Source organism: Chitinophagaceae bacterium, from assembly GCA_016717285.1.
GTDB lineage: Bacteria > Bacteroidota > Bacteroidia > Chitinophagales > UBA10324 > JACCZZ01.
In genome coordinates, this window is record JADKFU010000005.1 from 1,755,814 (window position 1) to 1,780,008 (window position 24,195).

Below are 24,195 nucleotides of genomic sequence, written 5' to 3' on the forward strand. Positions count from 1 at the left end.
TGAATTCTTTTGTAAGGAAGCTCACCTTATTCTACCACCACTTTCTTAACACTCACTCCATCCTTGCCTTCCAGCTTCACAAAATAAATTCCCTTACCAAATGGTCTCAGATCAACAGGAATCGTTTCATCTTTTGAACTCAACGACAATGAATAACTGAGTACGACTGATCCGAGTGAATTCATCACGGTAATCGAATTTTTAGCAGAAGAAGCGTTCGTTACAATAAACTGGCCATCATTTGGATTGGGTGAAATGGTGAATGATGTTGAAGGGTTCAATTCATCGATTCCAATCAATACGGAAGAAGTCAGATTGATGTTATCTATGTAAAGCACATTTCCATAATAGCCAATGTTGCGGAAAGCAATCACCACTTCAGGATTGTCCGTAAATCCATCAAGCGAAACAGTATCAGTTCTCCATTCATCATTTCCCGGAATAAAGTAGTTGCCGTTGTTTCCGGGTACGGTAGAAAGATCATCGCCACCGCGTTTATAAAGTTGTGTGAAAGTGGCACCACAATCTGTTGAGGCCAGCACTGCCAGCGAATCCACGTATGGATATCCGTAAGGAACATAGGCCACATCAAATGTTAATCGCGCATCCGCAAAATTGCTGAGGTTGTACTTTGCCGTATGCACGTCCACAAAACCTCCCTGCAAATCACTGTCGTAGTTATCGTAGTACATACAATGATCGCTCAATCCGTAGCCACCCACTTCTTCATTAATGCTCCATTGCGTTAATAACCAGTTAGCATCAAACTGACCTTGCTCAAAACCTTCAGCAATCGGCAATGACTGCACACTTACTCCATCAATCACAATTGTTTTAGTGATGGTATCACTCAAAGTGCCGTCGGTTACAATTAAAGTGACATCGTAAGTTCCTGGTACGGAAAATATTGCAGCAGGATTTTTTATACTGGACATTGAAGGACTCGCGCCATTGATCTGCCATTGGTAGGTTGCAGCAGCAGTTGCCACTGAATGATCTGAAAAGTAAATCGTATCGCCGGAACAATAAATGGTATGATTCCCAATTGCGAAATCAGCGATTAAATCAGAGGGTTCATAAAAATCATTTTCCCAAACACCTACATGCCATGTTGCCAACCTGATCTTCTGACCTTTGTAAAACGGAACAATCTTCAACGGTTCTGAAACGGCAGGCAACCCATTACCATGAACTGCCCAATCTGTCATTACATTATTCCGGTAGAAAACAATGCCCTGCTTCATTGCAAGATAAACTCCACCATTGGTACCAAACTGATGTGTTAGACTCCACACATTCATATTGTCGAGAGCAGGAGTGGAGATGTTTGTCCAGGTGGTGCCGCCATTCGTTGAATGATAAATCTTTGATCCATTCGGTCCATTGGTAAATGACAACCACAATTCATTTTCATTATTTCCGCTTAAGGTGAAGTTGAGATACTTCTGATTGGCAACCGGTAAAGTCAGTTGTGCCCACGTTATTCCGCCATCTGTAGTTTTCCAAAGCACACTTTTCGATGATTGTAAATGCTGTGCATACATGATATTAGTGTTCACCCTGCTTTGTTCGATCCAAAGAATTTTTTGATTGACATTAGTGCCGAAAGTGTGATAGGTAAAGAAACTGGATCCGCCATCAGTGCTTTTATAGAGTTTGTTTTCTTTTCCCAGGTAAGCAATGTGATAGTTGTTCCAGTCGAAGATGATGCGTGAACTTTCTCCCTGGTAATAACTTTCATTCGGCTGACCTGATCCGCCGGTATATTTTGCAAGTCCATCAATCTGATCAGGTAAAACAACACTTCCGATATCTGAGAAAAAAGCTTTTCGTTCATCACTGTAATTGACATAACCGGTAGCTGCTTCACCGCCACCAAGTGCAAGAAATTCACCATCAGGAAATCCTTCAGCAAATCCCATGTCGCCGTTATGATAACGTCCACCTACCATCATGTCTTCATTCCATCCCTGGTCGAAGCCCCAGAGTTCTGTCGCATAAATACCATTGCATTTTGATTGATGTGTTTCGAGGAAATCGGTGGAATGATTTACGCCTCCATCGCTGCTCCACCAAACGTCTTCAGTAGTATCGGAAGTTTTATAGTTACGGATTGTTTGTATGTCAACGTGCATTAATGGCAATCCGCCGATGTAACCACCAACGCCCTGGTAGGAAACAGCACCATCATCAGAGCGCCACATGTTTAATCCGCCGATAAGTATTCTGTTTTCATCAAGGTGCGATGCAACGATAAATGTGTTGTAGTAGATCTGGTTGTAATCAGCAGAATGGCCGTCAAAATCCATAAGGCATGGATGTGTGTCAAAATCATACGGCTCACCAATTAATACATGTGGGTTGTTCCATAATTCACCGGAGTTGTTACTTACATAGGTGCCAATAAATCCTCCGAGTTGCAACTGTGCTGTGGATTGACTCGTGCCTACAAGCAGCACATACACTTTTTCAGGATTGGCTTCTGTTACAGCAATTCTTCCACCATAGCTTTCAATTTTTCCCGCATCAACGGGAGGCACTTCAAACCAACCATCGCTGTATTTGGTAAATGTTGCACCGTAGTTTATTGATTTGTAGAAATAAGAAATCTTTGTGGCAGGATCATATTGCAATGCATAAATCGTGGAAGGATCATTTGGCTTGATGTTAATAGACATGCAGTAATCAGGTAAAATCTCTGTCCAGTTTTGACCGCCATCTGTAGTGCGAAACATTCCTTTATTGGTACCGATGTAAATGATGTTTGGATCACCCGGATTATAAATCAGATCATCTGCAGTGAAATTAAGAGCTTGAAAAGCTGCATCACCAATAGCGTTCCAGGTTGAGCCACCATCATTCGTTTTATACAATTTACCACCACCGGCAAACAACATTTCATTTTCATTGGTGGGATGAATACGCACCGCTCTTGAAGTAAAGATGAGCAGGTTGGGCGTAACTAAATTCCACGATTCGCCGGCATCAACAGATTTATAAATGCCGCCACTTTCACTTCCCGCAATCAATAGGTTGGGATTGCTTTGAGAACGATCTATTCCATAAATATTCGCTTGTTCAGAAATGGGTTCAAACGGACTGTTCTCATTTGTTTTTGTTGAATAATGAATATCAGGGCCGGCATGTGTCCATCCGCTGCGAACATTGTTTGATAAATCGGTGCGTTGCCTTAATTGCTGATTGATTTCTTCAGCAGAAGGATAGCGAATAAATCCTTTTTCATCCAAAAAAGAACTCACTCTTCTGCGCCAGGTTGTGTACAGTCGCGCATAGATATCATTCTCCGGTTCACGACCTTCAAAGTACGCTTCATATGCGCTGTCCACTGCAAATACACTTTCAGATTCATCATACATCATCTTCACCCATTGCGGGAGATTGGGATCATCAGCATTTATTTTAGGTTGTGAATATTGCGCGATTGATTGAATGGAAAGAAAACACAGAACGGCAATGATGATTGTAATTTTTTTCATGGAGGAATTTATTAGAAGTGGATGCAAAGGTATAGTTATTGTATTCCCATCAAACACACGTATCGGCTAACGCATTCCTATCATTACTTTCGAATAAATTAACTTTACAAAAAAAACAACATGCAGCGTCTTTATACATTCTTATTTGTATTCATTATTTGCGGATTTCAACTGCAGGCACAAAACTGTCAAACGAATCCGCCTGGTGGTTTAAAGCTTAGCAACTTCACTTCCTGCAGTATTAAACTTACCTGGAAACCTGGTGCGCCTAATGCAAAATTCCAGGTGCGGTATAAGCCGGCTACGGCTACTCAATGGTCTAATTGGATAAAGACCAGCACGGATACCTTCTATACCTTTTCCAGCCTCAAAGCGGGAAAGAAATATGATTTCAATGTGCAGTCAAAATGCACGGACGGCTCTCAAAGCGCTGCTGTAAGTAAGTCAGGAAAAACACTTGTTTGCACGCTTCCTGATGTTCTGAATATAGTTGCAGCCAGCAGCACCACGGTGAAGATTACAGCACAAACAAGTTGCCCTTTTGCAAAATTCAGCGTCAGGTACACTACCGCAACAGGAGTTTCGACCATTAAGACTTTTCAACCGGCGTCCACTTATCTTATCACAGATCTGCTGCCTGATTCTACCTACCTGTTTGAAGTGACTACCTGCAAGCTCGATCAAAATAACTGGACGGCAGCGCAACCCATTCACCTTCCGAAGCTGCCCAACATTGTATTTATTTTAATTGATGATGCACGCTCAGATTATTTCAGTTGCTGCGGGGCATTTCCGTTTTTTCATACACCCAACATCGACCGTATTGCTAACGAAGGTGTAAATTTTAAGAGAAGTTATGTGGTTACTTCGATGTGTGCACCCAGTCGTGCTTCTATTGCCACAGGCTTATTTACATTGAAAACAGGGGTATTTGAAAATGGCACTTCGCTGGATACTTCAAAAACAACCTTCCCCGAAATACTTCATAACAACGGATATTATACAGCATTGATCGGAAAAAACCACAACACGTTTTTGCAGGAAGGAAAAGATGAATTTGATTATTCACTGGAATCGCATGACGAGAACCAGGGACAGATCAATTATCTCTTCAACGGCGTGATAAAAATTATTGACAAGCCGAATGTAGAAACGCTCACTGATTCGGCGATTGCAATCATCAACAGGGTAGATGATCCACTTCTACTCTGGTTAGCCTACAGAACACCACATTACCCAAATGATCCGTTGGCAGCGTATGAAGGAAACATGGCGAATGCAGCGCTTCCCTGGAAGCCGGACACTGCTAAATATTCCGTAAACTATCCTTCATTTTTGTATGATGGCAATAATGAAGATCTTTTGCATGGCAAGGCTATGGATTCTACTTACAAAAGATTGTTGGAAGTAATTGAAGGTTTAGATAGTTGTGTGGGAATTTTGTACGACGCATTGGAGAGTACAGGTAAACTTGACAACACACTTTTAATTTTTATGTCTGATAACGGATTTACGTTGGGAAGTCACTGGCTGAATGGCAAATCCGTAGCTTATGAGCCCTCAATGAAAGTTCCATTACTGATACGGTATCCGGAATGGTTTGCTGCAGGCACTTCTGTTTCAGATCAGATCGTCACCAACCTTGATATCGCGCCCACTGTTTACCAACTTACGGGAATCAATTATACCGAACCATTGGATGGCGGATCGTTGAAAAATATTTATGATGGAACCTATAACCGTTCCTCATTTTACTACCTGATGCTGAATGAAGGCAATGGCTCACCATCGAAGCGTGCTATTCGCGATCTGCATTACAAGTACATTCATTACACCTGCTTTACTGATACGGTAGAAGAATTTTTCGACATGGTAAATGATTCGCTTGAACTCACCAACCTCGTGAACAATCACAATTATGATGCTTTAGTACAAACCTACCGGGAAAAATATGATTCCATCAGGTTGGCTTTCGGTGATGTTAGTCCGGGTCCTATCAAACCCTGTTACATTTCGCACCCTTATGTGCTGAAAGAAATGCTGGATGCTTCAGAAGAGCCGCAAACCACACCACTTGTTTATCCAACCATCACTCGTGATAACATTGAAGTCTATATTCCATGGAAGCAGGCCGATGCCATTCTGTATAATGAATTTGGAAAAGCAGTAGGTAAGTGGAAGCTGGAAGAAACTTACAGCAAAATAGATTTCCCTGCGCTTGCAGCCGGAATTTATTATCTGCAACTTTCTAATGACGCGACATCTGTTACGAAGAAACTGATTATTACTGAGGAATAGTTACGGATAATAATTAGCGCCTTTCGACAAACTCAGGGAGCGGTTGACATGAACAGTTTGAAGTTTGACGAAGATGAGTCAAATAATTCCGGTCAACATCAATTGCTTAGCTTTCAATACAGCAATTACGGTTGGAGCATCCATCACTTCATTGTTCATCACCATCTGAAATAAAGTTTCAAACGGAATTTTCTTCACTTGCAGAATTTCTGTTTCCTCAGGTGATGACTGATGAAAACTCAATCCCTTGGCTACATAGATCATTGCTTTTTCATCAGTTCCGGAATTAGAGAGATGGCAGGTTGCAATCTGAGTCCATTGCTGCGCCACAATTCCGCATTCTTCCTGCAACTCACGCTTGGCGGAATCTAAAGGATCCGTTCCCAATGGGCCACCACCTTCCGGAATTTCCCAACTGTATTCTTCCATGGGAAAACGGTACTGACCAACAATCCAGGTATTGTAATCGTCATCCAAAGGCAAGATGCAGATAGCAAGATTTTTAAAATGCACCACGCTGTATATTCCGGGATTGCCTGCAGGATTGGTGACCTGATGTTCTACCACGTTCACCCAGGGATTGTCGTAGTGTTCTTTAGTCGAAAGTATTTTCCAGGGATTCATAACGAAAGAGTTTAAAATGTTTAGGTTGTTTAGAAGGTTTATATTGTTTCGTCGCTACTGCCAATCGATTAGTTAATAATGTGAGTCAACAGTTCATACTTTAGTTGATCATGTTTAGATTGTTGAGAGGGTTTAGGTTGTTGTACCCACTACGATCAAAGTAATCAGTTAATTATTCAGAGCTATGGTTGAATTACTTCATCGCTTATACTTCTCTACAATTCTTTCCACCAATGCCGGCACGCCATCACTTGCTTTCGCTTCAATGATTTCAAGGTTGTTCAACTTAGGTATTTCCGGAATGTTTGGATCAACTAAAAATTTAAGCGAACTGTAAGGTGCATAATTTATCAATCCGGCTGCCGGATAGACTTGGAGCGATGTTCCAACCACAATTAATATTGCTGCTTCGCTGCTTACAGCGGCGGCCTGTTCCATCATCGGAACGGCTTCATGAAACCAGACTACATGAGGACGCAACTGTGATCCCAATTCACATTTATCACCTAATAAAATATCTCCATGACATTTGTACAAAAGATCGGAATCAGCGGAACTTCTTGATTTCAGAATTTCTCCATGCAGGTGAATAATGTTTTTAGAACCTGCACGCTCATGCAAATCATCAATATTCTGTGTAATGATGGTTACGTTGAAATGTTCTTCCAATTTTACCAATGCCTTGTGTGCTGCATTGGGTTGCGCTTTAAGTACATCTCTTCTTCGTTCATTGTAAAAAGCAAGTACCATGACAGGATCTTTCATCCATGCCATCGGTGTTGCAACATCTTCTACCCGGTAATTTTCCCACAATCCATCGGAATCACGAAATGTTTTTAAACCGCTTTCAGCACTGATGCCTGCTCCTGTGAGCACTACCAAATTCTTTTTCATCCTGTGTATATTTCATTTTGAAATCATTGTGCAAAAGTAAGCAGACAGCCCTCTTTTTATAGAATAGGTTTCGGTTAACTTTGTCGCAAATAATTGGTGACATTGCCGGAGACAGATAATACTTTTATAAAATATTTCCGAAGCATTCTTGCGGTCGCGAGTCTGCTGATTTTATTTATTTTTCAGTCTGCAACAGCTCAAAATCCGGGCTTGCCACCAACAGGTCAGCGGCCGAAACCTCCTCCTGTTTACCTGCTCAATTTAACGCCTTTGGACGGCGGAAAACCTTACACCTTATTCCGTAATACAAAGGTGCATGCAACACTTGTTAATGGAACCGACATTTCAGGTAAAGTAAAGGCAGTTACCAGGGATTCCATTTACATTGACAGCAGATTTTATGGCTTGCGGGACATCACTGAATTCCGGTTCAATCCCGGAACTGTACTTGGTGCAGCCGCAGCCATTGGTGCCTGCGCGGGTATTGTAACCATTGCAATAACGGCTAATGGAGGAAAGGATGGTGAGCGTTCTGACGGTGAAAACATTGCATTCTGGAGCGGTGTTGGAGTCACGGTTGTAAGCGCGGCATTATTAGTCCCCAATTATTTTATCAAGAAAAGATTCCCGCGCACCAAATATGATTTCCGCACGATTCAGATTGGAACCTTTTGAAATTGCCTTTCACAAATTTTAAACGTAGGCGGCGCGATAAGTTAATCTCAACTTCATCTTCACGCTAAGTCATTCAGGGGGGGGCCCCTTTTCCCCCCCCCCCCCCCCCCCTTTTTTGGCCCCCGGTAAAAAAAAAAAAAAGCGCGCCACCCCCGGGGGCCCGGCGGCCCCCCCCAAGGGGGCGGGGGCAGACGGGGCCCCCCCAGGAAGGGAGGCGCCGGGGGGGGGGGGGGGGGGCCCCCCGGGGCGCCCAAAAAAAAGACAAAAAGGGGGGGGGGGCCCCCGGCGCCCCCCCCGGCCCCAAACGGGAAATCTTTTTCCCCCCCCTTTTGGCCCTTCTCCCCCCATTTTTTTATACCGGAACTGCTGAAGATTTGCATGCATCATGCAATCACCATTAGCCGAAGAACTATAAAAATTAATCTGACAATTGAACTTCACTTTGTTTTCGCCGCCACCGAATAAGGATCCACACTCATTTCAGGACGATATGGTGTTATAAACTCCAGTGTATTCAGGTCAATAAATTTCATGTATCCATTTCTTCCGCCACAATCCGACACATGATGTGGTGCCGGTCCACTCGGATTTACATTGCGGTTGGCAACCATCACGAGTCCTTCCTCCTCATCCACTGAAATGCCGTGTGGCTCAAACAATCCCGACTGCAGCACTTTCAATACAGTCAGATCATTGTAATCAATCACATACACAGAACCTTTGCACAAGGATTCACTGCAGGGATCTTCCATACAGGTTACAAAAAGATATGGTTTGGTAGTTGCCATTGTCATTTCAACAGGGTAGTGGCCTACCGGGATAATGGCGATTAAGGTATCTGTTTGCGCATCCATCACCCTTACTTCATCAGAAGCTTCACACGTTACAAAATATCTTGACTCATTGGGCGACAACATAATTTCATGCGGATCTAACGTGCCTTGAATAGTATTGGGTTGCTGTCCGGGCTTTAAAACCACTTTGTCAATTTCAGGAAAGGATGGATTGCTGATCCCAATCTTATAAATATAATTGCCATACTGCGCGGAAACATACAGCGTAGTAAAAGAATTATTCAACCAACTGCCATGTGGATTTGCAAATAAGCCGCTGCCCTGATAATATTGTTTAAACAACATGTTTTCTAAATCAACATAAGCAATTTTACCTTCATCATCAAAATCAACTACAAATGCTTTTGTTCCATCTGATGAAATTGCCATCGTATTCCAGTTTCCAGGACCAATTTCTATTTGACCAACCAAAGAATCATCAGATGTTCTGAATTTCTGAACCACCGTACCGGCAACAAAACAAGCGTACCAGTATTGTCCGTCAGGTGATACTTTTAATTGATGTGGTACTTCAATGCCAGTTAAAACACCAACATCGATATATCGCATGGCCAGCAAAGTCTTCGTGTCGAAAACCGCAACAAGGTCACAGCCCTGGTTCGACACATAAAATTTCTTTCTGTTCGGGTCACCTGAAAATGCGATATGGCCATTTACGTCTGGTGCACCGGCAGTAATCCAATCATTCAAGGTATAATATTCCGCATCTGTAAGGGCAGGAGCATTAAAGGGCATGGTTGGCGTCAAAGCAACGCCACGATTTGTATCCGTATTTATATAGTACATAAACCAACTCTGGTCGGGACGGTAAGGAATTACAACAGAACCACCAGTGCCACCCTGGAATAACTGCTCCCAGGTTTCCATGGCTAATCCTCCGGCAGCGCCTTTGGATTTTTCATTGTGGCAACCACTGATCGAACATTTGGTGTTTAATATTTTTCCAACCTCAGAAGGGAAATTGGAAACATCAACTTCCGATGACTTATCCTTTTTACAACCCTGAATAATAAACAGCAGGAGAGATGCTGCAATCAAATACTTATTCATGAGGAGGGAGATAATTTTTTTCGCACCCGAAATTACAAAATAGATTTAAACATACTCACTTGTATGTTTTTATACGAAGTTCATTCTTATCTAAATTAATTACAGCGCCATAATCCACCAGCACATCACAGCCCAGCACGCCATCAATAGGAGGCAGTTGAATCAGGTTGTAAGTTTCATTCACATGCTGAAGATCAAGCACAGCCACTTTAAGTTTCTTCAATTTCAATTTCCCGACACTGAGATTTTCAATGTCAGTGAATTCGCTTTGAATGGTGTTTGTGCCTACACCCGTTGTAAGTTGTTCATTTATTTCAAGTTTCAATTCAGGAAGTCTTTCGCTGATGAATTTCTTATCGAGCACCGTTTTGGAAGCACCTGTGTCAATCAATAATCGTAGAGCGTGCTTACCTAATTTTCCTTTCACAAATAGGTGAAACCCTTCTTCCTGCAAGCTCACAGCTTTGATCGGAATATGAATTTTATTTTTTTTCATAGTAGTAGTCTTGAGGGGAAAACAATTGCAATAAAAATGAAAAGCGCAGGAAGCAATACTCCTGCGCCTTTTACCTGTTTGTGTTATTCAAGTTGACGATCACCTTGTGGAAAAATTCTACGCAATCAACTTCATATTATCCAATACCGCCATCACTTCTTTTACGGAAGCGGCCGAGTCACTCAACAACTTCATTTCTGCCGCATTCAGGTTCAGTGTGATAATTTCTTCAATGCCCTTTTTTCCAAGCTTAACCGGAACACCTAAATAAATATCTTTCAATCCGTATTCACCTTGCAGCCAGGCGCAACATGGATAAATGCGTTTCTCATCTTTAACAATGGCTTCCACCATCTGCGCTGCTGCTGCTCCGGGAGCATACCAGGCACTGGTTCCCATGAGGTTAACCAGTTCACCACCGCCTTTTTTTGTCCTTTCAATGATAGGATTAAGTTTCTCTTCTGAAATAAGGTCGGTAACCGGAATGCCGGAAACGGTAGTATATCGTGGCAAAGGAACCATCGTATCGCCATGGCCGCCCATTAAAACAGCCTGAATATCCTTAGGAGAACAATTGAGTGCTTCAGCAAGGAATGCTTTGTAACGTGCTGTATCCAGAATGCCTGCCATTCCAAAAACACGGCTCGGATCAATCTTCGCAGTAAGGTAAGCGCAATAGGTCATTACGTCCAATGGATTCGACACCACAATGATGATAGTATCCGGCGAATGTTGCATCACCTGTTCTGTTACCGATTTCACAATTCCGGCATTGGTTGAAATCAGGTCATCACGGCTCATGCCCGGCTTACGCGGAAGACCTGAAGTAATAACTACTACATCTGAATTTTTTGTTGCAGCGTAGTCGTTGGTCACACCCTTCACTCGTGTATTAAACATGTTGATCGGTGAAGTTTGCCAGATGTCCAGTGACTTGCCTTCAGCAATTCCCGGCTTAATGTCTACCAATACCACTTCATGAACGTAATCATTGCGTGCAATCACATCAGCACATGTTGCACCAACATTTCCTGCTCCTACTACGGTAACTTTCATTTGAATTGAGTTTTAACGCGTTAAAAAAGTGCGCGCAAAAATAGAAAACAAAATCCACGTGCTACGGTAGGCAGCGAAATTTTCTGAAAGTCCTGAAATTTTCTGATGTCGATAATCTTTAAATCAAGATAATACCAGGCGCATTCCGCTATCTTATCACTGTATTTTTTTGCCAAACACATGCTGCAATCACTGTTGATTGCACTATGCTTATTTGCCGAACGGGTGCATACCAAATTGTCACTAAATGGAACCTTCATGCCGAATTTATTTTCCGGAAGATGCTGCGGACGGCATCTCTGCCAAATCGGGAGATTCCGAAATAAATTCGGAATGACAGCTATGACTTTACTTTTTTCCAACCATCAACGCGACAATTTGTTATGCAACCCTGTCGAACAAGCGAATGGTAATTTAGTGTGATTTTAATATCTTTACCGCTTATTACCCCAACAAAAACTTCCATGAAATTTTCATTCTTCCTGACAATAATTTTGATTAGTTTTTTCACTGTTAATGCACAACAACCCTGCGGAACGCCATTAACCGATGAAATGAAAGCCAGGCTGATTGAATATAGTCTTCATAAGTCTGATTATGAAGGATCAAACAGTGACCGGGTAATGCGGTTTGTTCCCATCAAATTCCATATTGTAGGGAAAACAAATGGATCGGGCCATTATCTTTTAGCCGACATCTGGCCATTGCTTTGCGAACTAAATACAAAATATGCTCCGGCCGGATTCTACTTTTATCTATTTGGTGACGTTCATTATATTGACAACGATGAATATTTTGATCATGATTTTAATTCAGGAGATCAGATGATGAATGATAACAATGTTAGTGACGTTGCAAACATATACATCGTTGATGATCCTGCAGGTTATTGTGGTTATTACACTTATGGCCAGGATGCCATTTCAGTTGCAAAAAGCTGCAATGCTCCGGGAAGTACCACACTTGCTCATGAGTTAGGTCATTATTTCTCATTGCCTCATCCGTTTGATATTGTAGGAAGTCAGAAAGAATATGTGAATGGAAGCAATTGCAGTTTCGCTGGTGATATGTTTTGTGATACCCGTGCTGATTTCCTCGACTACCGTTGGAGTTGCCCTTTTACAGGTTCTGATACTGATCCAAATGGAGATGTGTATGATCCTGATGAAACGTTGTTCATGAGTTACTCTTATGACAATTGTCAAAATAAATTCTCCAATGAGCAAATTGCTGCGATGAATTATAATCTTACATTCCAGCGTGCTGACTTGTTGAATCATCCGCCTCCTGATATTACTCCGATTACAGGAGTTGAGCAATTAACTTATCCTATTGATTCTGTCAACAATATTCCTCACGATTTTGTAGAGTTCAAGTGGCAACCTGTAACGGGTGCTGATTACTATCATCTTCAGGTAACAAGAGCTCCAACTTTTGCAGGAGAACCTACTGATATGGATATGCTGATTCATGGCACTGCAATTACTACAGCACTTGATCCTGATAAAAAATATCACTGGAGAGTTTTACCGTTGAAGGATGGATATACCTGCACCACATGGTCTCCTACTGAAACTTTTTTTACGGTACTGGGAACAGGTTTGAATGAAACGGTTTATCCTGAAGAAAACTTTGCGATTTATCCAACTCTTTTCAAAGCAGGCAATCAGTTATCAATCTCCCTGAACGCTATGAAAAGCGGGAATGCAGTAGTTAGCTTTATTTCACCTAATGGAATTGTTCTGACAGAAATGACTGCAAATTTGGTTGCGGGAGAGAACAACTGGAAAATTTCAACTGAAGGATTTGCGAGTGGTATGTACCTGATAAACGTTCGGTCTGAAGGCAATATTTACCAGCAAAAAGTTATCGTAATGCAATAACAACTATCAGCATTGGACTAAAGCCTGATCTTGTCTTCCACTTCTTTTTTTTGTGCATGCTGTGCTACAAATTCAATAATCTTTCCCGCAATATCTAAACCTGTTGCCTGTTCAATGCCCTTAAGTCCGGGAGAAGAATTCACCTCTAATATCATCGGGCCTCGTGACGAACGAAGCATATCTACTCCTGCAATTTTTAACCCGAGCAGGTCAGCCGCACGTATAGCAGAAAGTTCCTCTTCTACTGATAGCTTCACGATAGTTCCTGATCCACCACGGTGAAGATTTGAACGGAATTCTCCGTCCACGCCTTGACGCTTCATAGCGCCAACTACTTTGCCGTTAATTACAAAAGCGCGAAGGTCAACACCATTCGCTTCTTTTATAAATTCCTGCACGAGAATATAAATATCCTGTCCGAGAAAGGCTTCAATAATTGATTTGGCTCCGCGATTGGTTTCCGCAAGCACCACACCAATGCCTTGTGTGCCTTCCAGTAATTTTACAACCAATGGTGTTCCACCCACCATTTTTATGAGGTCATCTACATTGCGTGAATTGTCGGCAAATACTGTTTTAGGTATGCCAAGACCTGCACGTGATAGCAACTGCAGGCTTCTGAGCTTATCCCTCGATCGTACAATTGCTTGAGATTCATTGGCTGAAAAGATGCGCATCATTTCAAATTGTCGGACAATAGCAGTTCCATAAAAAGTAACCGAGGCGCCAATTCTTGGAATTACAGCATCAATGTTTTTTACCTCTTTGCCCCCAAAGTGAATAGATGGTTTTGCTTTCTCAATAGAAACATAACATTTTGTATGATCAAGCAGCACAGGTTGATGACCAGCAGCAACTGCAGCGGCTATCAACCTTTCAGTTGAATAGAGCTTTGAATTTCTTGACAGGATGGCGATTCGCATGTTGTGTAAAAGATTGAGATTGAAACTAAAAAACTACGGGATGTAATTCATGCTTGATTTTAAGGAATCGCATTGTCTATAAAATTCCATATTTAATTTCTTTCTTTTTTTCGCTTCGCATTGTTTTCATTTTTTCATGATAGGATAAATTCTGCCTGGTCACATCAATAATAAACCTGTCGCGCAAAACTTTTCTCCCCAACAAAACCGGATTTTTCATTGTTGACCTGTCAGTAAGTGCTAACTCTATTACATAATTTTTGTCGAACAGGCAAATGGTGGTCTTAATAGTATACCGATAGGCTATCTGACCGAATGAATTTTTAACCTGCTTGCTGGCGAAAACTTTGCATTCCTGCGTATTCGGTTTATCTGCATCATAAACTGTAAATCGGACAGTATGTGCGCCATTCTTGTAAAAGGCGGTAATGTTATCGCAATGAATGGAAGAGGTATAAGCGCCGCTGTCTATTTTAGCATCAATGTTATAAAGTCCCCATTCCGGAAAATCAATTTTGTCTGTCCGGCCGATGGTAAGTTTTTGCCTGCTTTTCATTTGGTAAAGATTGTAAATTTTGAAAGGAACTTTAGCTGTGCTCAGGTTGTAATGCATTTTTAAAATTTTTAAGCTACTGTTTGATTTAGAAATTCTTTCTGTCTGATTCCTTCAGTATAAGTTGGTAGTAGTATCTTTAATCCTTCTCCGCATCTTAAAAGCTGGATAGCAAATTTTAAAGACAAAGAAATAGCAATCGTTAAAAGAAGAAATGAGCAAGCAAGGAAAAATATTGGTGGCTATGAGTGGCGGCATCGACAGTACGGTGGCTGCTGTTATGCTTCACAATGAAGGATATGAAGTGGTAGGCATTACCATGAAAACATGGGATTATGCTTCATCCGGAGGTTCTAAAAAGGAAACAGGATGCTGTAATCTCGATTCGATCAATGATGCGCGGCAACTTGCTGTTGACCTGGGCTTCGCTCATTATATTGTTGATATTCGGGAAGAATTTGGCGATGCCGTGATAGAGAATTTTGTGGAAGAATATATTGCAGGCAGAACACCGAATCCGTGCGTGCTTTGTAATACACACATTAAGTGGACTGCTTTGCTTAAGCGTGCAAAACAGATGGATTGTGAATTTATCGCAACAGGGCATTATGCTCAACTGCGGGAAGAAAATGAACGCTATGTAATTTCAAAGGGAGTGGATGACTGGAAAGATCAGTCGTATGTTTTGTGGGGACTTGCTCAGGAAAACCTTGCAATGAGCCGTTTCCCGTTAGGTGGATTTCATAAAAAGGACATTCGCAAAATGTGTATGGAATGGGGTTATACTGATCTTGCAAAAAAGAGCGAATCCTATGAAATTTGTTTTATTCCTGACAATGATTACCGCGGATTTTTAAAGCGAAGAGTGCCTGACCTGGAAGCAAAAGTGAATGGTGGAAAATTTGTAAACTCAAAAGGAGAAGTAGTTGGAACGCATGAAGGATATCCTTTTTTCACTATTGGTCAGCGCAAAGGGCTTGGCATCGCTTTCGGCAAACCCATGTTTGTTACAGATATTATTGCCGAAACAAATACTGTCGTGCTTGGAGAAGAAGAAGACCTGCAACGGACCGGGATGATAGTAGGAGGGATCAATCTTCAGAAGTACGCAACCATCATTGATGGACTTGAAGCAACGGCAAAGGTTCGTTATAAAGACGCAGGAACATCCTGCCGTTTATATAATGATGGAAAAAAAATCAGGGCGGAATTTGAAGGTGAAGTAAAGGGTGTTGCACCCGGTCAGTCAGCAGTTTTTTATGAAGGAAATGATGTGATTGGCGGCGGTATCATTCACTCAAGTTTTACAGTTTAATTAAATCAGGATGAAGATTGCAGGAAACTCAGGAAAAATAATTCAGTGTGTCTTTTTCTGTATCCTAATGCTATGCATTGCATTTATCTATTCAGCCTGTAAAAAATCTTCCATCGATCCTGTCCCGATAGATCAAAGTTATTTCCCGTTAACAACAGGCAAATACATTATTTATGATGTTGATTCCATTGTGTTTAGTGATTTCTTTGATACAACTGATACGGCGCATTATCAATTGATGGAATTAGTGGATAGTTCATTTCTGGATGCATCAAATCAAGAGGCATTCCGGATTATAAGGAGCAGGAGAAGCACTCCGGTTGATGACTGGGTGGTTACTGATATCTGGTCAGCTAACTTAACTGAGAACACTGCTGAAAAAGTGGAAGAGAATCTTCGGTTTGTAAAACTGAATTTTCCGGTTCTGTTGGATAAAAAATGGAAAGGGAACAGCCTTATAAATACTGATAGCCCTCTGGTGTATCTTGCTGATTGGGAATATGAATATACTGACGTAAATACGATACTCGAAATTGATACTGCGTCTTATGATTCCGTTGTTACAGTAACGCAGTACGAGGATATCAATGCCATCCAAACAACATTTTATCAGGAGAAGTATGCGAAAAATATTGGGCTAATCTATAAGGAAGAACAAAATTTTGAAACGCAACCTCCGCCTCATTATAAGAATGGTTACATCTTAACCATGAAGATTAAGGAGCACAATTAATACCATTGTGCATGCTCAGGAAAAAGACGGAATCTGTTTTTCCATTTATAGTATTTCCTTTTCGAACCCATAATCACGTTCAACTTTGCAGATTCGGGTTTTATAAGCAGCATACCATTTTTGTTTTCCCGTTAACTGCGCAAACACGTGCTCACTGTTTTTCTTCCAGTTACTGATGGCTTCTAAACTTTCCCAATAGGAAACGGTAATTCCAAGTTCTTCCCTTGCGCTTTCCATGCCTAGATATCCAGGTTGCTCCCTTGCAAGAAGTTCCATTCGCTCTGACATATTTTCGTAACCTTCAATGTCACCGGTTTTAATGGACGTAAAAACAACGGCATAGTAGGGAACAGGAGGAGTCGGGGCTATCATCAGTTTGTTATTTAATGTACTATCGTTCGATTATTGGAATAGAAATTCAACCTTGAACTAAAAAAATTATGGTGAGAAATACTTTCCAGGTATTTTAATTGAGCAATGTTGTCTTGAATTTCATAAGCAGATGTTTATTTATAAAAATTACTCAACAACCACTTTTCGAATACTGGAAATTGAATTTTCTTTTATTTCCAGAAAATATATACCTCTTTCCCATTTGCTTACATCAATCGTAAGCAGTGTCTCTTCATCTGCTTCATTTTTTTTCTGATAAATAACCCTTCCCATCATATCCCGAATCACCAGTATGGTTTCGTCTGATGCGTTATCAATAGCTACATTTAAAAAGTTGCTTGCAGGAACCGGGTAAGCATTAATAGTCAAGTGCAAATTTTCGTCAATTATAGCAGCAGTTTTTTGAGGAGTAACAAAAGTTTTGATCTCTGAAAATAAAGAGCTGACCAGCGGTGATTTCTCGCAAACGGTTTTTACTTTCCATTCATAGGTAGTTGCAGGCAGAAGTCCCAGGAGGTTTATTTTGGGAGCCTTTATATTTTTAGTTTGCCATGCTGTAGTTCCAAGCGGACGGTAATTCACCTTATAACTTATAGCTCCGGTTGCAGGCTGCCAGCTCAAAATCATTTTACCGGGCTTCTTGGTTGCTTTCATGGTAAAGCCGGAAACACGGCTACACGGATCCCAGTCAAATTTAAAGGTGCGATAGCTTTTCTGACCTGATTCGTCAAAAGTCATTTCCCAGACAATATTTTTATTCATATCAACTTCAGTCATATTAGGTATTCCCTTATCGAAATAAATGGTTCCCCAACTGATCATGGTATTTCCATTGGGCAACCGTTGGGCATTACCTGAAGCACGCGCAAAAACTTTGTTTCCATTGACATCCGGATGTTCATAAAACCAAACCAGTGTTGCCACTTTATTCACCTCATCTAATTGATATTCTTTGGCACTGGAAATCTGTATGGGCAGGTAGTTACCGTTATTCAGGATGGTAATGTGGCCATTGGCAATTCTTCTTACGTCATGTTGTTGGTGAAAATGTTCGGGAATATTATCATTCACGAAAGTAAACTGATTGTTTTCTCCGCCCATCCTCCAGATAATATCGCCAGTTTCCCGGTTAATCTTCGTTAACTCATCCATATTGCGGCAGGAGATCAGGATGTTACCGTCAAAATCCCGCTCCACCGTATTTCCATGCACATAATCTACCTGACTGTTGGTTAATGGCGTGTATTGATTGGCATCCGTAAAAAGAAAATGATCCCAGCTTCTCCATTGAAAGATCACTTCTTTATTAGCATCCAGTTCCTGCACTATCAATCCTTTTACATCTGCAACAGGACTTCCGCCATAAGCGGTCATATTAATGGTCTGATCATCAAACGCGATTATCAGACTGTGACCATCGGGAAAAATTTGAAAATCATGTCCATTGGTTACAGTCGAGTAACCATTCCCACAGGTAAATGAGTCAATTTCATTATAGTTGGAGTCCATAATTTTCCAATGGGAATTAGAATATTGAAAGAAAGTCAGGTAGCCATTGTGATTGAGTTGAAATGCATGTCCGCTGCCAACTTCATCTCTGGCAAAAACGAGTGTTCCGTCATTCTCTATAATTGTGGGAAAAGAATTGGAGTCATTTGGATCATTTTCATTCTGATTGTCGTAGAAAATTTGTCCGGGAGTTGCATTGTTGTTTACATTAATTACAAATGTTGGAAAGGAGTCAGGAGTTTCAAATTGTTCTTTTTCTAATTTCTTTGTTGGGTCGTAACCAAATGATTCAATAAAATTATCGAGTCTGCTTTGCCTGTAACGCTCATTTTCTTCAGGCGTTATCTGATTCCTTGTACTAAATGAAAAGGTCGTGCCTTCAATTCTCGATCCTTTTTCACTTCTCAATTTCGCATTCACTGTAACTGAAATTGTTTCGCCGTAAGCAAATTCGGGAACAGGATGTACTATAATGGTTTTCCTGTCATCTGATAGTCGCGCATTCCATGCATGTGCGCCGCTCAGTGATCCTGAAATATTCAGCAGTTGCTTGTCAGATACTGTTGCCTGATCTATAAATTGACCGTTTTTGAGAATGATATTGGTTTCCGGGTTATGATATTGTGAGCCCGGATTCGGACTTATATAGTTGAATTGTGCCATTGTAGTACTACCAATCAGGCAAAAAGCAAAGAGGGTAGAAATTTTCTTCATCATCAAGAATTTATTTTTGAAGCATGCATTGAAAATCCAAAGAAAGATAAAATTAAAACATCAATAAAAGTATTGATAGCGAATATCTATTGAGAGGAGGAATAACACTTCAGAATGGCTATGGATAAAATGATTGGAATTCAATGAAACAGGAAAGGCATACCAACAAGGTATGCCTTCCGAATAAAGTAACAAGATTATAGTACCAGGTTTAATGAATTACTAACTGCTGCTTGCTGACCAGTTTTTCAGTTCTCATCTGAACGGTATAAGCCCCTGCCGGTAATCCTTTTAACTTGATCTCGCGCTGACTTTTTCCTGCAGCAGCTTTAAAGGATTCTTCATGAATCTCCTGGCCTAAAGCGTTCGTCAATGAAATCACAATATTTCCGGCCTCTTGTAAATTCAATGAGATCGTAACCCCTGAAACAGCGGGATTTGGATAAAGACTAAATGAAGCTGTAGTTTCTTGTTGAACAGGTGCACCTGATCCAATCGTATTAAATTGATGCACGTTTGAAATGGTGGAAGTGTCCGTAAATTTTTCACAGACTGTATGCACCCTCCAGTCATAAACGGATTGAGGTATCAGATTATCTATGGAAATAAAGTTTTCTGTCGTTGGAATGGTTATCCAATCCACTTCAGTGGAAAGCTTATATTCAAAAATATAAGATGAAGAATTATTCGGATCTCCCCAACTAACCACCACAGAATCCGGTTCGTAAAAAGTTGAGGTTAAAGTGCTGTCTACAGGAACCGCACAACGGATCCATTCAAACTTATAGGTCCGGTAACTTTTTTGCCCGGCTGTATCAAATGTCATTTCCCACACAATGTTTTTATTAGAATCAACTTCAGTCATTGAAGGAATATCTTTATTCCAATAAATGGTTCCCCAGCTAATCATCGTGTTACCATTGGGAAGCCGTTGTGCGTTGCCCGAAGCACGTCCGAACACATGATTTGGTGGAACATCGGGATGTTCATAATACCAAACCAAAGTTGCAATCTTATTCACTTCATCAAGCTGGTATTCTTTTGCACTGCTGATTTCAGGAGGTAACTTATTGCCATTGTTGAAAAGCGTGATATTTCCATTCGCAATTCTGCGTGCATCGTGCTGCTGACTGAAATGTTGAGGAATATTATCGTCTACAAAAGTAAATTGATTGTTTTCGCCGCCCATTCTCCAGATAATATCTCCTGTCTGCCTGTTGATTTTAGTTACTTCATCCATGTTACGGCAGGAGATTATTACATTTCCATCCAGATCTCTGCTACATGCATTGCCATGTACATAGTCCACTTTAGAGTTAGTAAGTGGTGTCCATTGATTTGCATCAGTAAAAAGAAAATGATCCCAACTTCTCCATTGGAAAATGACATCTTTGTTTTGATCAAGTTCCTGGAGAATATATCCTTTCACCAATGCATCCGGCTGACCTCCATAGGCAGTCATATCAATTGTCAGGTCATTAAAGGCAGGAACATAATAATGGCCATCGGCATACATCTGAAAATCATGTCCGTTGGTTTCATCATCATAACCATTTCCGCAATGAACAGAATCAATCTCATTATAATTTGAGTCCAGTATTTTCCACCAGGAATAAGCGTAACTATAGTAGCTCAGGTAACCGCTGGGATTTATTTTAAAATCATGACCATCTTTTCCCTCGTCCCGCGCCCAAACTAATGTGCCGTCATTTTCAATTATGGTTGGAAAGGAATTGGTGTCTTCTTCGTCAAGTTCCTGCTGTGATCCGTAAAATATTTTTCCGGGTGCAGGGTTGTTATTTATATTGATCTTAAAACTCGGAAATGAATCCGGAGTTTCAAAAAAACCATCCTGAGGATCGTCATTTGGATCGATTGGTCCAGTTGGTTTAGTTGGATTGTATCCGAACGATTCTATGAAATCTTCCAGCTTATCTTTTTTGTAACGTGCCTGTTGTTCAGGTGTAATTGCTTTACGGGTCTGAAAACTGAAAGACGTGCCATTGATTACCTCACCTGTACTTTTACGAAGGCCGTTGTTTACAATTACATATACAGTTTCGTCGTAAGCAAACAGAGGAACAGGTTTAATGACAACAGTTTTATTGTCGTCTGATAAGCGTGCCTTCCAGGTATGATTTCCGCTTACAGAACCAACAATCTCAAGCAGGTCAGGATTTGACACCGACTCCGCGTCAATTGTCTGTCCATTGAGCAGAATAATGTTTGTTTGCGGGTTGTGATATAGTGATCCCGGCATCGGACTTACATAGCTAAATTGAGCGGAAACAATTTGAATGCTAAGTGCGAATGCAAAAAAGGTACAGGTGATTTTCATGTAACAGGTTTTTTAAAGAAGTTCTTTTACTAAAAAGGGATTTTAATGATGAATGATATTGAGTGCCTCCTGAAATTAATTATTGAATCACCAACTGCTCAGTATGCTGTGATTGGCTGGTAGCTATTTGAACTGTGTATATTCCGCGAGGTAAGAAACCGACGGGAATGGTGAACAAATTCTTGCCTGCAATAGCTTCCGGTTCATTTTGGTAAACTATTTCGCCAAGTAAATTTATAACGACCAGCTTCAACTTACCGCGCTCCGGCAAATACACAGTTACTGATGTTTGCAATGTTGCGGGATTAGGATAGATGTTGCAGAGAAGCTTCTTTACAGATGCATTAACGATTCCATCAAAAATTGTGTTAAACACGTGTGTTGCCGTGAAAGCAGAAGAGTCGTTGTAGGCATCACAAATACCCTGCACACGCCATTCATAAACAGTTTGCGGAATAAGCCCATTGAGTGAAACAGAATTAGTTGAAAGAGTCATAGTAATCCAATCTGTTGCGCCAAATGACTTATATTGAAAAATATAAGATGTTGCATTGTTGGAATTATCCCACGACAGATCCACTGAATCCGACCCAACAAAAGTCGGCATCAAAGAACTGTCCGCAATATATCCGCAACGTATAAAATCAAATTTAAAAGCACGATAAGAAACAAGTGTGCTGTCGGTGTATCTTAATTCCCATACAATATTACCTGCACTGTCAACTTCCGATACATTCGGATAGGGAGCAAAGTTCGGATTGGTAAGCAAGCCCCAGCCGATTAACCAGTTCCCATTCGGTAAGAGTTGTACACTTCCCATTGCTCTTCCATAAACATAATAATCAAAGGCTTCGTTATAACCTACTACTTTAGGATGCACATATTCCCAAACAAGCGTTGCTGTTTTTGTAACCTGGTCCAATGAAAAAATCTTTGCCCCTGATGCCTGGGGAATCTGATAATTCGCATTATTAAACATCGAATAATTGCCATCTGGCAACAATCGAAAATGATGTTGATAGTAAAAATGAGTAGGGCCCGGATCGTTGATGAAAGTAAATTCGTTGTTTTCACCGCCCATCTGCCATATGATGTCGCCGGTGGACCGATTAATTTTCAGAATGGCACTCAAATGCCTGCAGGAAACCAATAGGTTGCCATCAACATCTATGTCAATGGAATTTCCGTGTACATAATCAATTTCAAGACATGTGAGACAAACCTGCATCACCGCATCTGTAATCTCCAGATAATCCCAGCTTCTCCATTGAAAAATAACATTGTCGTTTTCATCTAATTCCTGAATTACCAGCCCTGATACAACGGCATCAGTGGCTCCGCCTGAAACAATCACAGACATATCGATGATCTGCGGATCATAACTCATCAGAAAAGAATGACCATTAGGATACACAAGAAATTCATGCTCATCACAGGGATATCCATTCCCCATGTGAAATTTCTTGATTTCGTTATAGGCAGAATCCATCATCACAAAGGTGCTGTCACCTTTATCAAAATACGTAAGGTATCCGTTATAATTAATTTTGAAATCAATACCAGCGAATTCATCAAAGACGGCATATACGGAATCTCCTTCATTGCTGGCAATGTGTCGCGAAAAACAAATATTATCGTTAAGGCGCTGATTGCGCATAAACACGGGGGCATTATATTCATTGCCAGTTGAAGTAATCTCAAGTTCAGGATAAATACAATCGGGCTGTAATTTATTTGCCGCTCCATTTCCGGAATCTGTTGAGGAAAGTTCGTTTCCGTATTCTTCTTCGCGAATGTGTTTTCCTGCCAGATGAATGGCCTCAATAGTTGCGGCATCCCTGGCAGGATGTATTTGGAAGGTAAAGCTTGTGCCTTTCACTTCTTCCCCGGACTTTATTTTAAATCCATCTGCTATAATTACGGTAACGGTTTCATCAAATTCAAACTTTACGGTAGGATAGAAGAGGATTGTTTTTTGATCGTTTGAAAGCACGATCTTAAAGGCATGTACTCCGCTTATGGATCCGGTAATTTGTACTAACTCAGTCTTCAGAGAATGCTGGTCCATCTCACTGCCGGATTTCAAAATGATATTGGTCTCCGGATTGTGATACAGACTGTTCGGTTTAGGAGAGATATATTCAAACTGCGCAAAAATACTTCCGGCAAAAAATAAATTCAGAAAAAGTGTCAGTACAATACTAGAGAATAAATTCATATTCGGGTATTCGTTTTGTGTTAGTAAAAAAGCTTCATGAAGAAATTTTCCGCGGGCCTAAAATCCGATTCGTTAAGTTGTTTTTATAAACTTATGAGCTATCGATCAACCCTGTTGCCGGATCAAAAAACGGTGCAAATTAACTGATTTTTAAGAATTGATTTCTAACTTA

General features: G+C 40.9%; 17 protein-coding genes. 5 read left to right on the forward strand and 12 right to left on the reverse strand.

The features are described from left to right. Positions 1 to 26: 26 nt before the first annotated feature. On the reverse strand, positions 27 to 3,497 hold the full coding sequence (locus IPO83_16915; GenBank protein MBK9732935.1) for a T9SS type A sorting domain-containing protein: 3,471 nt from the start codon (positions 3,495 to 3,497) through the stop codon (positions 27 to 29). A gap of 120 nt (positions 3,498 to 3,617) precedes the next feature. On the opposite strand from IPO83_16915, the gene IPO83_16920 reads away from it, so the two are divergent. Beyond that, entirely contained in the window at positions 3,618 to 5,795 is a 2,178-nt protein-coding gene (locus tag IPO83_16920; protein MBK9732936.1) for a sulfatase-like hydrolase/transferase, read from the forward strand. Between the two features lie 78 nt (positions 5,796 to 5,873). On the opposite strand, the gene IPO83_16925 is transcribed toward IPO83_16920, so the two are convergent. Further along, positions 5,874 to 6,419, reverse strand: a complete 546-nt coding sequence (locus IPO83_16925; GenBank protein MBK9732937.1) for an NUDIX hydrolase — start codon at positions 6,417 to 6,419, stop codon at positions 5,874 to 5,876. A 198-nt stretch (positions 6,420 to 6,617) separates the two neighbouring features. Beyond that, positions 6,618 to 7,313: an NAD-dependent deacylase gene (locus IPO83_16930; GenBank protein MBK9732938.1), complete on the reverse strand. Its 696-nt coding sequence runs from the start codon at positions 7,311 to 7,313 to the stop codon at positions 6,618 to 6,620. Between the two features lie 102 nt (positions 7,314 to 7,415). Here IPO83_16930 and IPO83_16935 point away from each other — a divergent pair, with 102 nt between their 5' ends. Further along, positions 7,416 to 7,988: a hypothetical protein gene (locus tag IPO83_16935; GenBank protein MBK9732939.1), complete on the forward strand. Its 573-nt coding sequence runs from the start codon at positions 7,416 to 7,418 to the stop codon at positions 7,986 to 7,988. A 437-nt stretch (positions 7,989 to 8,425) separates the two neighbouring features. Here the strand turns inward: IPO83_16935 and IPO83_16940 are convergent, their stop codons facing one another. The 3 genes from IPO83_16940 to mdh all read right to left on the reverse strand — a co-directional run bounded on the left by IPO83_16940 (position 8,426) and on the right by mdh (position 11,444). Further along, a complete protein-coding gene (locus IPO83_16940) occupies positions 8,426 to 9,892 on the reverse strand; it encodes a hypothetical protein (protein MBK9732940.1) in 1,467 nt (488 codons plus the stop codon). Positions 9,893 to 9,947: 55 nt separating this feature from the next. After that, the gene (locus IPO83_16945) at positions 9,948 to 10,388 is read right to left on the reverse strand and encodes an aspartyl protease family protein (protein ID MBK9732941.1); all 441 of its coding nucleotides are present in this window, start codon (positions 10,386 to 10,388) and stop codon (positions 9,948 to 9,950) included. A gap of 117 nt (positions 10,389 to 10,505) precedes the next feature. Beyond that, positions 10,506 to 11,444: a malate dehydrogenase gene (gene mdh / locus IPO83_16950; GenBank protein ID MBK9732942.1), complete on the reverse strand. Its 939-nt coding sequence runs from the start codon at positions 11,442 to 11,444 to the stop codon at positions 10,506 to 10,508. 464 nt (positions 11,445 to 11,908) lie between these two features. Here mdh and IPO83_16955 point away from each other — a divergent pair, with 464 nt between their 5' ends. Continuing rightward, entirely contained in the window at positions 11,909 to 13,327 is a 1,419-nt protein-coding gene (locus tag IPO83_16955; GenBank protein ID MBK9732943.1) for a T9SS type A sorting domain-containing protein, read from the forward strand. Positions 13,328 to 13,344: 17 nt separating this feature from the next. Here the strand turns inward: IPO83_16955 and rimK are convergent, their stop codons facing one another. Together rimK and IPO83_16965 are read right to left on the reverse strand one after the other, a co-directional pair. Beyond that, positions 13,345 to 14,250: a 30S ribosomal protein S6--L-glutamate ligase gene (rimK, locus tag IPO83_16960; GenBank protein MBK9732944.1), complete on the reverse strand. Its 906-nt coding sequence runs from the start codon at positions 14,248 to 14,250 to the stop codon at positions 13,345 to 13,347. A 76-nt stretch (positions 14,251 to 14,326) separates the two neighbouring features. Next, positions 14,327 to 14,806, reverse strand: a complete 480-nt coding sequence (locus tag IPO83_16965) for an ATP-dependent zinc protease (protein ID MBK9732945.1) — start codon at positions 14,804 to 14,806, stop codon at positions 14,327 to 14,329. 211 nt (positions 14,807 to 15,017) lie between these two features. Between IPO83_16965 and mnmA the strand changes: the two genes are divergently transcribed. Both mnmA and IPO83_16975 read left to right on the forward strand, forming a co-directional pair. Then, complete coding sequence (gene mnmA / locus IPO83_16970; protein ID MBK9732946.1) at positions 15,018 to 16,118, forward strand: tRNA 2-thiouridine(34) synthase MnmA; 1,101 nt, start codon at positions 15,018 to 15,020, stop codon at positions 16,116 to 16,118. Positions 16,119 to 16,128: 10 nt separating this feature from the next. Then, a complete protein-coding gene (locus tag IPO83_16975; protein MBK9732947.1) occupies positions 16,129 to 16,851 on the forward strand; it encodes a hypothetical protein in 723 nt (240 codons plus the stop codon). 45 nt (positions 16,852 to 16,896) lie between these two features. On the opposite strand, the gene IPO83_16980 is transcribed toward IPO83_16975, so the two are convergent. The 4 genes from IPO83_16980 to IPO83_16995 all read right to left on the reverse strand — a co-directional run bounded on the left by IPO83_16980 (position 16,897) and on the right by IPO83_16995 (position 24,023). Further along, complete coding sequence (locus IPO83_16980; GenBank protein MBK9732948.1) at positions 16,897 to 17,223, reverse strand: antibiotic biosynthesis monooxygenase; 327 nt, start codon at positions 17,221 to 17,223, stop codon at positions 16,897 to 16,899. A gap of 147 nt (positions 17,224 to 17,370) precedes the next feature. After that, on the reverse strand, positions 17,371 to 19,470 hold the full coding sequence (locus tag IPO83_16985; protein MBK9732949.1) for an aryl-sulfate sulfotransferase: 2,100 nt from the start codon (positions 19,468 to 19,470) through the stop codon (positions 17,371 to 17,373). Positions 19,471 to 19,678: 208 nt separating this feature from the next. Continuing rightward, on the reverse strand, positions 19,679 to 21,805 hold the full coding sequence (locus IPO83_16990; GenBank protein ID MBK9732950.1) for an aryl-sulfate sulfotransferase: 2,127 nt from the start codon (positions 21,803 to 21,805) through the stop codon (positions 19,679 to 19,681). 79 nt (positions 21,806 to 21,884) lie between these two features. Then, positions 21,885 to 24,023 (reverse strand): aryl-sulfate sulfotransferase, encoded by a 2,139-nt coding sequence (locus IPO83_16995; GenBank protein MBK9732951.1) that lies wholly within the window; start codon positions 24,021 to 24,023, stop codon positions 21,885 to 21,887. Positions 24,024 to 24,195: the final 172 nt, after the last annotated feature.

Coding starts and splice junctions, on each gene's coding strand:
- IPO83_16940 (MBK9732940.1), bottom strand. CDS start 9,892: ATGAATAAGTATTTGATTGCAGCATCTCTCCTGCTGTTTATTATTCAG.
- IPO83_16925 (MBK9732937.1), bottom strand. CDS start 6,419: ATGAATCCCTGGAAAATACTTTCGACTAAAGAACACTACGACAATCCC.
- IPO83_16985 (MBK9732949.1), bottom strand. CDS start 19,470: ATGATGAAGAAAATTTCTACCCTCTTTGCTTTTTGCCTGATTGGTAGT.
- IPO83_16930 (MBK9732938.1), bottom strand. CDS start 7,313: ATGAAAAAGAATTTGGTAGTGCTCACAGGAGCAGGCATCAGTGCTGAA.
- IPO83_16980 (MBK9732948.1), bottom strand. CDS start 17,223: ATGATAGCCCCGACTCCTCCTGTTCCCTACTATGCCGTTGTTTTTACG.
- IPO83_16990 (MBK9732950.1), bottom strand. CDS start 21,805: ATGAAAATCACCTGTACCTTTTTTGCATTCGCACTTAGCATTCAAATT.
- IPO83_16965 (MBK9732945.1), bottom strand. CDS start 14,806: ATGAAAAGCAGGCAAAAACTTACCATCGGCCGGACAGACAAAATTGAT.
- rimK (MBK9732944.1), bottom strand. CDS start 14,250: ATGCGAATCGCCATCCTGTCAAGAAATTCAAAGCTCTATTCAACTGAA.
- IPO83_16920 (MBK9732936.1), top strand. CDS start 3,618: ATGCAGCGTCTTTATACATTCTTATTTGTATTCATTATTTGCGGATTT.
- IPO83_16915 (MBK9732935.1), bottom strand. CDS start 3,497: ATGAAAAAAATTACAATCATCATTGCCGTTCTGTGTTTTCTTTCCATT.
- IPO83_16995 (MBK9732951.1), bottom strand. CDS start 24,023: ATGAATTTATTCTCTAGTATTGTACTGACACTTTTTCTGAATTTATTT.
- IPO83_16975 (MBK9732947.1), top strand. CDS start 16,129: ATGAAGATTGCAGGAAACTCAGGAAAAATAATTCAGTGTGTCTTTTTC.
- IPO83_16945 (MBK9732941.1), bottom strand. CDS start 10,388: ATGAAAAAAAATAAAATTCATATTCCGATCAAAGCTGTGAGCTTGCAG.
- mdh (MBK9732942.1), bottom strand. CDS start 11,444: ATGAAAGTTACCGTAGTAGGAGCAGGAAATGTTGGTGCAACATGTGCT.
- mnmA (MBK9732946.1), top strand. CDS start 15,018: ATGAGCAAGCAAGGAAAAATATTGGTGGCTATGAGTGGCGGCATCGAC.
- IPO83_16955 (MBK9732943.1), top strand. CDS start 11,909: ATGAAATTTTCATTCTTCCTGACAATAATTTTGATTAGTTTTTTCACT.